Genomic DNA, 9,952 nt, shown 5'->3' with positions numbered 1-9,952 from the left:
GAAACCGATCGACATACACCCCATATCATCAGGAAGTTACGTGAAAACCTTATCTTCTCTCATATCACGATCAGCGTTTGCCACCGTCGGCTTTCTGGCCCTGACCCTGCTTGCTGGCTGCCAGCACATGGCCACCAAGCCGACCACCCAGGACTATGACTCCCCTGCCCTCGACGTGGAAGGCGAGAAACGCCTGCCCGCGGACATCGCCACCTTTCTGAGCAAGGCAGCCGCGGATGATCAGGCCAAGTTTTCCGAAAGCCCGTGGGGCTCGCCGGCCACGCTGACCGCACGTCCTCCCTACAACGCCGCCAGCGGGCGCGTATGCCGCCGGGTCGATGTCTCCACACCGGCCAGCGGTTCCTTGGCGGGTCTGGCCTGCCGGCACGACAACACCTGGCACTGGGTTCGGAACGTGACCCGCTGATCCAGCGATCACTGCCAGTACGCATTCACTTCTTTACCGGCTAAACCACCATGCTTCGATTCCCACACCTTTTTTCCATATTCATGGCCAGTCTTCTGATGGTGGCCTTGTGGCAACCCGTGGCCTCGGCACAGGAAACGCCGGGATCGGGCACCAGCGGGCTCAGCGAAGATGAGCGTGCGAAACCCGTTCCCGAGGAAGTCGACGAGGGCGAAGGCGCACGAGCCGACTGGTCCGTCGGCTCCTGGGGCAACCCGGGCAAGGGCAACAAGAACGTCGACGAAGAGTCGCTGCCTCCATTCGGGGCCCACCTGTTCGAGGGCGGCTTTCGGGATACGCGTGCCGATGGCATGAACCCGAATTACCGCGTCGTGCCAGGTGACCAGATCACGCTGCGCGTGTGGGGCGCCGTGGAAATGCAGAGCGTCCTCTCGGTCGATTCGCAGGGGAATGTCTTCATCAGCGGCGTCGGCCCCGTCCCGGTTCAAGGGGCGAGTGCGGGTGAGCTCAACAACCGCATCACGTCTGCCATCCGCTCGGTTTATCCGGACAACGTCGAGGTCTACACCAACTTGCAGGGCGTGCAGCCGGTTGCCGTGTACGTCACGGGCTTCGTCAACAACCCGGGCCGCTATGCCGGCGTGCCGACGGATTCGCTGCTGTATTTCGTCGCGCAGGCCGAAGGTATCGATCCGGTACTGGGCAGCTATCGCCAAGTGGACGTGATGCGCAATGGCAAGGTCATTACCTCGGCGGACCTCTACGACTTCCTGCTTGAGGGCGAACTTCCCCGTCCGCAGTTCAAGGACGGCGACACCATCATCGTGCGCGAGAAAGGCCCGACGGTGGCAGTCACCGGCGAGGTGGCGCGACCGTACGCCTTCGAACTCTCGAAGGACGGCGCCACCGGTGGGACCCTCCTGGATCTGGCCCGCCTGAAATCTGATGTCTCGCACGTGCTGCTGCGCGGATTCCGCGGCAACAAGCCGATTTCCGAGTACGTGCCGCTCGACAACTTCACCAAGACGGCACTCAAGAACGGCGATGACATCCTGTTCTCCAGCGACAAGCGCGAGGAGTACATCGTGGTTCAGCTCGAGGGAAGCTTCTTCGGCCCGTCGCGCTACGTACTGCCGCGTGATGCCTCGCTGCACGAGCTGCTCGACGCCGTCGCGGTGCCGCCGAAACTCACGGCGACGAAGGACGTCTCTATCCGCCGGAAGAGCATCGCCGAGCGACAGAAGATCGCGCTGGAGGAAAACCTGCAGCGGCTGGAATCGACCTATCTCGGCGCCTCGTCCTCCACACCGGAGGAAGCCGAAATCCGGGTCAAGGAAGCCGAGCTGATCACCGAGTTCGTCAAGCGGGCCCGTGACGTCGAGCCCAGCGGCCGACTCGTGGTCGCCGATAACGGCGAGGTAACCGACCTCCGTCTGCGTGACGGCGACGTGGTGACCCTGCCGGAGAAATCCGACTCGATCCTGATCAGTGGCGAGGTCGTCATGCCGCAATCGGTGGTCTTCCGTTCGGACCGCGACGTCGAGGATTACATCGAGAGCGCCGGTGGCTTCAGCTCACGCGCCGATGACGATCGCATCCTGGTAGTACACGCCAACGGCGAGGTGGATCAGGCCGGCGAGACGACCATCCGTCCGGGCGACGAGATTCTCGTCCTGCCGAAGGTCCCGACCAAGAACCTGCAGCTGGCGACCAACATCACGCAGATCCTTTACCAGATCGCGATCGCCGCCAAGGTAGCGCTGGACCTGTAATGGCCACGAGTACCGACAAGACCCACGAGCAGCCGCAGACTGGCCGCACGTCCTGGGAAGTCGCCCGGTCGGTCTGGAGCGCGCTGTTCGTGCGGGAATTCCTCGCGCGGCTGATGGCCGACCGGCTGGCGTGGTTCTGGATGATCGTCGAGCCCATCGCCTTCGTGGCGATCATGATCGCCGTACGGGTGGTGGTGCTCGGCCAGAATGCGCAGATTGCCGGGGCGGAGTTCGTGCCCTGGATGATCACCGGGCTGATGGGGTTCTTCCTCTTCCGCGAGAACATGCAGCGCCCCATCGGCGCGATCGAGGCCAACCAGGGGCTGTTTGCCTACCGACAGGTCAAGCCGGTCGACCCGGTGCTGGTCCGCTGTTACCTCGAGGGCATGACGCGCAGCGTGCTCATGCTGCTGTTCATCGCGGTGGCCGCACTGATCCAGATCGATCTGGTGCCCGAGCGTCCGGTGATGGCAATCGGGGGCTGGCTTTCGCTCTGGGCCCTCGGTATCGGCGCCGGACTGACGCTGTCGGCACTCTCCGCGCTGGTGCCGGAGATCGCCAAGCTCGTGCGCATCGTCTCGTTGCCGCTGCTGATCCTCTCCAACGTCATCGCCCCATTGCACCTGCTGCCGCACGACCTGCTGGTGTACCTGATGTACAACCCGATCGTGCATGGCATCGAATACATGCGGATGGGTTTCTTCCCGTACTACCACGCGCTCCCGGGAACCGACATCACCTATCTCTGGTACTGGGCGCTGGGGCTCATGGCCCTGGGGTTGATGCTGCACCTTCGTTTCGAGATGAGGCTCAAGGCCAAATGATCGAAATCCGCAACCTGTACAAGCGCTATCACAATCACCACGGCAGTGAGTGGGTACTGCGCGACATCAACCTGACGATTCCCCCCGGCGTCAACGTGGGCCTGCTGGGGCGAAACGGCGCCGGCAAGTCGACGCTGCTGCGCCTGATCGGCGGCATGGACGCCCCGGAGCGGGGCGAGGTCGTTCGGCACAGCCGCGTGTCCTGGCCCATCGGTCTGACCGGCGGGTTCCAGGGCTCGATGACCGGCCGGCAGAACGTCAAGTTCGTGGCACGCATCCATGGCGGCGAGTCCAGGGTCCATGAAGTGATCGAGCAGGTGCAGTCGTTCGCCGAGATCGGCAAAGCCTTCGACGAACCGATGAACACCTATTCCACGGGTATGCGAGCCCGCCTGGCCTTCGGCATGTCGCTCGCGTTCAACTTCGACATCTACCTCTCCGACGAAGCCACGGCCGTCGGCGACCGGATGTTCAAGGAGAAGGCGAAGAAGGCGTTCAAGGACAAGGTCGGCGAGGCCAGCCTCATCATGGTTTCGCACCAGGAAGGCATCCTCAAGGAGCTGTGCCACGCCGGCATCTACCTGGAAGACGGGCGAGCCACCTGGTTCGACGACATCAACGATGCCATCAAGGTCTACCACGACGCGACCGGCGGGGAGTCGAAGGCCGACAAGGACCCCGATGACGCCCCGCCTGCCGACCTGACCCCGGCCGACAACAAGCAGGCGACCAAGTGGCTCAAGGAATATCGCCGGCAATGGCAACAGCAGCACACCGCTTTGAAGAAGGCGCGACAGCTTCGCCTGCCCGCCCCGGAAATCACGGAGCGAAAAAGGGCCATGGTGGCCACACGCCAGAGCATCGAACAGCTAGAAGCCTTTCTCGCCTCGAACCCGGCGCCTGGCGACGGTAACGAGACGACGAATCCCTCTAACACCAATCAGCAAGAATCTCCGCACTCATGAAATCCAAGATCCAACCTCATTGGCTGATTGCCTTGGTCGCGATCACGGCCGTTACCCTCTACTGGCACCTCTGGGCCGAGGACCGTTATGTCTCGAAAGCGACGGTGGTCCTGGAAAGCCCGCAGATTGCACCGCCGGAACTGTCGTTCTCTTCCCTGATGAGCGGCGGCACCGGTGGTCAAAAGGATCTGCTGCTATTGCGCGAGCACCTCCTGTCGGTCGACATGCTCAAGCGGGTCAGCAAGGAGATGCCGTTTCGCGAGCATTACAGCCAGAACGGCGATTGGTTCACCCGGCTGCACAACGCCGAGGCGCCGATCGAGGACCTTCACGACTACTACATGAAACGCGTCAGCGTCGAGCTGGATGATTACGCCGGGGTACTGAACATCAAGGTTCAGGCATTCAACCCGGAATTTGCCAAGCAGCTGGCCGATCTCCTGCTGGAAGCAGGCGAAGCGCACATGAACGAGATGGGGCAGCGCCTGGCCGAGGAGCAGGTGCGCTTCCTGGAAAAGCAGGTCGAGCGCCTGCACACCCGGCTGATGGACGCTCGTGACGACCTGCTGGCCTACCAGAACAAAGAAGGCCTGGTGGCACCGACGAAGACCGTCGAGGCATTGAACCAGGTCGTCGCGCAACTGGAGGGGGAGCTCTCCAAACTGAAGGCCCGACAGAAGGCCATTGCGAGCTACCAGAGCAATCAGTCGGCCGAGATGGTGCGGGTCAAGAGCGAGATGGACGCCCTCGAGAAGCAGATCAAGCTCGAGCGGGAGCGACTGGCCAAGGCGACGGGCGAGTCACTCAACCAGGTCTCCGCGCACTACCAGACGCTGGAGATCCAGGCCGAGTTCGCGCAGGAAACCTACTCCAGCGCCCTTGCTGCGCTGGAAAACACGCGCATCGAGGCCGCCCGCAAGCTCAAGCAGGTCTCGATACTGCAGAGCCCGCTGATGCCGGAATACCCGGTCGAGCCCGAGCGCACCTACAATTCGGTGGTGTTCGCGCTGATCACCCTGTTCCTGGCGGTGATCGTGCACATGCTCATCCTGATCATTCGTGACCATCGCGACTGACACCCGACCGCAGGGAACAGCATCGCTATCGCCGGGCGGCAACCCGGCAACATGACAAAGGGGGCCTTCAGGCCCCCTTTTTTCTTTCCATCCCCGCTTCAGGCGTTGTCGCGCCGATCGCTCAGAAATAGCCTTCCTGCTTTTTCTTCTCCATCGAGGCGGCCGAATCGTGATCGATCACGCGGCCCTGACGCTCCGAGGTATTGGTCAGGAGCATCTCCTGGATGATGTCGGTGAGCTTGTCGGCCTCCGACTCGATCGCCCCGGTCAGCGGGTAGCAGCCGAGCGTCCGGAAACGGACCTTCTTCATCATCGGCACCTCGCCCTCGTTCAAGGGCATGCGATCGTCGTCGACCATGATCAGCGTGCCGTCACGCTCGACCACCGGGCGCTCCGCGGAGTAGTACAGCGGCACGATCGGGATGTTCTCGAGGTAGATGTACTGCCAGATGTCCAGCTCGGTCCAGTTGGACAGCGGGAAGACCCGGATGGACTCGCCCTTGTGCTTGCGGGCGTTGTACAGCTTCCACAGCTCGGGGCGCTGGCCTTTCGGGTCCCAGCGGTGCTGGTCGGTGCGGAACGAGAACACGCGCTCCTTGGCGCGGGATTTTTCCTCGTCGCGGCGCGCCCCGCCGAAGGCGGCATCGAAGCCGTACTTGTCGAGCGCCTGCTTGAGACCCTCGGTCTTCATGATCTCGGTGTGAAGCGCCGAGCCGTGCGTGAACGGGTTAATGTCCTTCTCCACGCCTTCCGGATTGACGTGGACCAGCAGGTCCATGCCGACTTCCTCGGCCATCCGGTCGCGAAACTCGTACATCGCCCGGAATTTCCAGCGGGTATCGATGTGCATCAGCGGGAACGGAGGCGGTCCCGGCGCAAATGCCTTGCGGGCCAGGTGCAGCATCACCGCCGAGTCCTTGCCGATCGAGTACAGCATGACCGGGTTCTCGGTCTCGGCCACCACCTCACGCATGATGTGAATGCTTTCGGCTTCGAGCCGTTGCAGATGGGTCAGTGTGGTCACCGTCCGGCTTCCCTGCCGACTCTTGTTCGGGTGCGCCTGATACTCCTGCCGGGGCGACGACCGGGAACTACGGGGACGCCCCACCACCCGCAGGCGGTCCCGATGTGGCCGCAACGCCTGTTGCAACGCCGGCGTCTGCACCGCGATGCCGCGGGTGACGATCGCCAGCGGGTCGCCGATCCGCTCGGCCGCCGCCAGCCAGAACTCGACGTATTCATGTGCCCGCACCGGCTGGCTGAACAAGGCAAACAACAGCCGTCCGCGCGCGTCCTGGAGGGTCAACTGGTAACCGCCCGCCAACGGCGCATCGGCCGGCACGTTCCGCAAGGCCCCCACCAGCACGGTGGCATCATGGGCGCTCGCCCACTCAAGGCCCTTGCCGATCGGGCCGGTCTTGCCGCGCGGCATGGAACTGCGGGGCGGCACCAGCCCCCAGTCGCTCAACTGCCGGCGGATTTCGCGGGCATCGGGACGCGTCCCCATGCGTCGCTCGACCGCCTCACCGAGCTGCTCCACATCCCAGCACCGCCCCGGCTCCTCGACGAGCACGCCACGCAAGACGGAACCGAGATTCTCGGTCGGCTGACTCTCCGCCTTGCGGGGCCGCCCACGGCGACCCACATCCACGGCCGGCCAGCCGCCGCGCTTGAAGGCGGCAAAGGCCGCTGTCACGGTAGGCGCACTCACGCCGGCCCGCTTGGCCGCCTCTGCCACCGTCAGGCCATCAAGCCTCAGCTTGACTGCCTCTCGACGACGACGATTGACTTCGTCCGGCGAAAAACGTTTTCTCGCCATGAAAACCTCAAGCGATTGTTTTAAAGAGCACTTCCCGGGCGTTTCCGTCGCGTGAATCCGGAGGTGATTCGGAAGTGTATGGAACGCCTTCGAGGATAACAATCCACGTTCAGCGGCGGCGACGTACCAGACGATAGACCCGCTGGAACAACGACAGGGTTTCGGCCGGCCGTGCCTGTTTCCAGGCCTCCAGCAACGAGACCGCAGTCTCGACATCGACCAGCTCGCCGCTCACAGGATCGCGGTAACGCGGGTAGAGAATCAGGGTGCCGGCAACCAGCTCGTCCAGCGACAACGAACGGCCACGTCGGAGGCTTTCCAGTCGGTCGGTCGTCAATCCCCAGCCGGCGTAAAACGGCATGCCGTAGGTAGTTACGGACACCCCGCGGAGCAGCGCCTCGAAGCCGGCCAGAGAGGTCATGGTATGCACTTCGTCGACCTGGTCGAGCAGGCTCGTCATGTCCGCATCGACCAGTTCGCGATCGGCCAGCCCACCATCGGGTGACACCTCGCCCACTCTTGCGCCACTCATCACGTCCGGGTGCGGCTTGTAGACGATCCAGGCCGAGGGGTTGGCCGCTCGCGTCGCCTCGAGCAGGGCCCGATTGGTGCGCACCGTGCCGGCGCCACGCCGGATCGAAGCGTCCGTCTCGACCTGCCCCGGCACGAGGATCACCTTGCGGCCCGGCGGGGCATTCAGATCGCAGCTGCGACCGACGTTGTACTTGGTCAGCCGCAACGCCACTAGGCGCTTGCGCAAGGCACGCGCCCGAGCACGGAGGGACTCGTCGAACCGGGTCTCGGCGAGCAACACTTCGAGGTTACTGGGGGCTGTCGGGTCGAAATAGATACCGCGGGAGTCGAGCACCAGCGACAGCGGCTCGACCAGATCGACCCCCAGCCCGACCGAGCGCAGAAACCCGTCCTCGACGCGCCACAGCGCCCTGCCCGCCCGCGCGGCGCGCTCCGGCATCTCCGGCGGCATCGATGCGGCCCAGCCGACCACCGGCCGGTTGTCGTCCATCGCGGCTGGCAACGGCCCGGCCGAGACATGGGACACATCCGCCGCCGGCCCGAGAAAATCGGAGACGAATCGTCGCTTGCGACGCGACAAACCAACGGTCAGCCACCGTCCCCGGCTGGCCTCCTGCTGTCGGTATTGCTCGGCGATACGCCCCAGTGCTTCCTCCGGGGAGCATCGCTGCTGGGTGTAGGGATTGATGTAGCGGGGATAGCGCAGCACCGCATGGGCAAACAGGGCCACCAGGTCCCGACTCGCCCCGCGCCGGGGGCTGGATTGGCGATCGTGGGTCAGGCCCCAACCAGCGTAGAACGGCATACCGAAGCAATGCACCGTCTTGCCGGCCAGCAACGCCTCGAAACCCATCTGGCTGGTGACCGTGTAGACGGCGTCCACGGCATCGAGCACCGCCCAGGGAGAGCGCGGATCGGCCAGAAGCGTGCAGCCGGCCTCCTGCGCCGCTTCGAGCAGATACCCCTGCTTCTTGCCAGCCAGCACGTCCGGGTGAATCTTGACCAGTATCTCCGCCCCCGGATTGTCCGCGATGGCCTCGTCCAGCATCCGCCGGAAGGTGACGACATCGGCCAGCCCGTAGCGCACCGAGGCATCGTTGAGCGTCTGGTCGATCACCAGCACCCGGGGGCGACCATCGCCTGCGGGCAACGGGACATCCGGCGCGGTGTTGTACTTGGACAGGCGCCAGTCGACCACCTGCTGCATCAACCGCCGCGCCCGTTGTCGAGTCTCGGTATCGAGGTCGTCCGCGAGGATCATCTGTTCGAGTCGGCTGGGTGCGGTGGCATCGAAATAGATGCCGATCGGGTCGACGATCAGGCTGTGCGCGGGCGACCCCGTCACTCCCAGACCGAGCGAGCGAAAGAAACCGTCCTCGAGCGTCCACAAGGGCAGTTGTCGGTCTTGTGCATAGCGGCGCGCCGCCTCCCAGCTGGGCTTGCGCCCCCAGCCGGCCACCACGTCGAAAGACGTTGCTCGCCAGGGACGGATACGCTCCAGCTCCGCGTCGAGAAAGGCCGGCAAGGTGGCCATGCGCGCCATGCCGGCGGAGAAATGCCCTACCCGCGTCATGAGCGTGCCGCCTCCCAAGCGGCCCGTCGGAGATCGGGTTGGTCGAGCAGGGCAACGATCGCCTCCACCCAGGATTCCGGCTGCATAGGACACAGTCGACCATTCACGCCGTCGGCAACCGTGTCGCGATACACGGGGTCATCGGCATAGACGCCGACTGCCCCCGCGGCGGTAATGTCCAGCAGCTTGGTCGGCGCGCGGGCGGCATTGAACCGTGACGGCAGCAGCGGTGCGACCCCGACCGCGCGGCCCGGCCGGGTCACAAAAGCGCGATAGGCCTCCCAGCCCATCGGCGAGACCACCGAGACGCCCGACAGCCCCTCGTAGGCACGCGCCACGCGCCGGTCACCGATCACCTCGAACGTTGCTGACGGCACCCGGTCCAGCACCGCTGCCATCACCGGGCGAAGCCAGCGATGCTCCGCCAGGTGGGACGCCGAGCCATGATAGAAGACGCGGGTTGCGTCGGGATCGAACCCCGCCGGGTCCCGATACGGCGAAACCGCGGGCAGCACGGTCGGTGACCAGGCGGCATATTTCTGGGCGAGATACGGTGTGGAGACCAGCAGTTCCGCCCCGATGCGCCGAAGCCATGCCTGGTGACGCCCTGCCAGCCGATAAAGCTTCCAGCGGTAGCGCCACGGCAGGCCCACCCAGGCCGCCGGGTCGAACAGGTCGTCATCCATGAAAAAGCTCACGCCGGCAATCCGGTCCCGGTATCGGGTCACCCATCGGCGCCAGGCATCGGTGACATAGCGGCTGAACACCAGCCACACCCCCGACGGCGGGGCTTGCGCGGGCGGCGAGTCCAGTCGCACCAGCTCGGGGTCGTGCCCGCTGAAGGCAGTCACATGGGGGCGGACGAAGAAGTCGGTTGACGGGTTCCGCCGCTCCTCGACCACGATCGTCTGGCGGCCGGCAGTAACACGCGGCTGGTCAGATCTCATGCAACACCATCAATG

At 64.5% G+C, this 9,952-nt stretch carries 8 protein-coding genes and 1 pseudogene; 5 read left to right on the top strand and 4 right to left on the bottom strand.

The window, feature by feature from the left end; genetic code table 11:
• The first annotated feature begins 40 nt into the window (after window positions 1-40).
• From LV476_RS11045 to LV476_RS11025, 5 genes are all read left to right on the top strand, one after another.
• On the top strand, window positions 41-427 hold the full coding sequence (locus tag LV476_RS11045) for a DVU3141 family protein (protein ID WP_250076133.1): 387 nt from the start codon (window positions 41-43) through the stop codon (window positions 425-427).
• 83 nt (window positions 428-510) lie between these two features.
• Window positions 511-2,199, top strand: coding sequence for a polysaccharide biosynthesis/export family protein (locus tag LV476_RS11040; RefSeq protein WP_250076131.1), 1,689 nt, complete (start codon window positions 511-513; stop codon window positions 2,197-2,199).
• Window positions 2,199-3,023: an ABC transporter permease gene (locus tag LV476_RS11035; RefSeq protein ID WP_250076129.1), complete on the top strand. Its 825-nt coding sequence runs from the start codon at window positions 2,199-2,201 to the stop codon at window positions 3,021-3,023. The genes LV476_RS11040 and LV476_RS11035 overlap by 1 nt, the downstream gene beginning before the upstream one ends.
• The gene (locus LV476_RS11030; RefSeq protein WP_250076127.1) at window positions 3,020-3,988 is read left to right on the top strand and encodes an ABC transporter ATP-binding protein; all 969 of its coding nucleotides are present in this window, start codon (window positions 3,020-3,022) and stop codon (window positions 3,986-3,988) included. Before LV476_RS11035 ends, LV476_RS11030 begins: the two co-directional genes overlap by 4 nt.
• Window positions 3,985-5,064 carry a chain-length determining protein gene (locus LV476_RS11025; protein WP_250076124.1) on the top strand — a complete coding sequence of 360 codons (1,080 nt, stop codon included), beginning with the start codon at window positions 3,985-3,987 and terminating at the stop codon, window positions 5,062-5,064. Before LV476_RS11030 ends, LV476_RS11025 begins: the two co-directional genes overlap by 4 nt.
• Window positions 5,065-5,185: 121 nt before the next feature.
• Here LV476_RS11025 and cysD read toward each other — a convergent pair whose 3' ends face one another.
• The 4 genes and pseudogenes from cysD to LV476_RS11005 form a co-directional block, all read right to left on the bottom strand.
• Window positions 5,186-6,088: a sulfate adenylyltransferase subunit CysD gene (gene cysD, locus LV476_RS11020; RefSeq protein ID WP_349666013.1), complete on the bottom strand. Its 903-nt coding sequence runs from the start codon at window positions 6,086-6,088 to the stop codon at window positions 5,186-5,188.
• Window positions 6,089-6,736: 648 nt separating this feature from the next.
• Window positions 6,737-6,883 (bottom strand): annotated as a pseudogene (locus LV476_RS11015) (helix-turn-helix domain-containing protein); the annotation flags it as partial.
• Window positions 6,884-6,992: 109 nt separating this feature from the next.
• Complete coding sequence (locus tag LV476_RS11010) at window positions 6,993-8,990, bottom strand: capsular polysaccharide biosynthesis protein (protein WP_250076122.1); 1,998 nt, start codon at window positions 8,988-8,990, stop codon at window positions 6,993-6,995.
• Window positions 8,987-9,937: a glycosyltransferase family 1 protein gene (locus LV476_RS11005; protein WP_250076118.1), complete on the bottom strand. Its 951-nt coding sequence runs from the start codon at window positions 9,935-9,937 to the stop codon at window positions 8,987-8,989. Before LV476_RS11005 ends, LV476_RS11010 begins: the two co-directional genes overlap by 4 nt.
• Between the last annotated feature and the right edge of the window lie 15 nt (window positions 9,938-9,952).

The organism is Guyparkeria hydrothermalis, from assembly GCF_023555385.1.
Lineage (GTDB): Bacteria > Pseudomonadota > Gammaproteobacteria > Halothiobacillales > Halothiobacillaceae > Guyparkeria > Guyparkeria hydrothermalis_A.
Note: the sequence above shows the minus strand (reverse complement) of the source record. Positions and strands in the feature narration are given on the sequence as shown.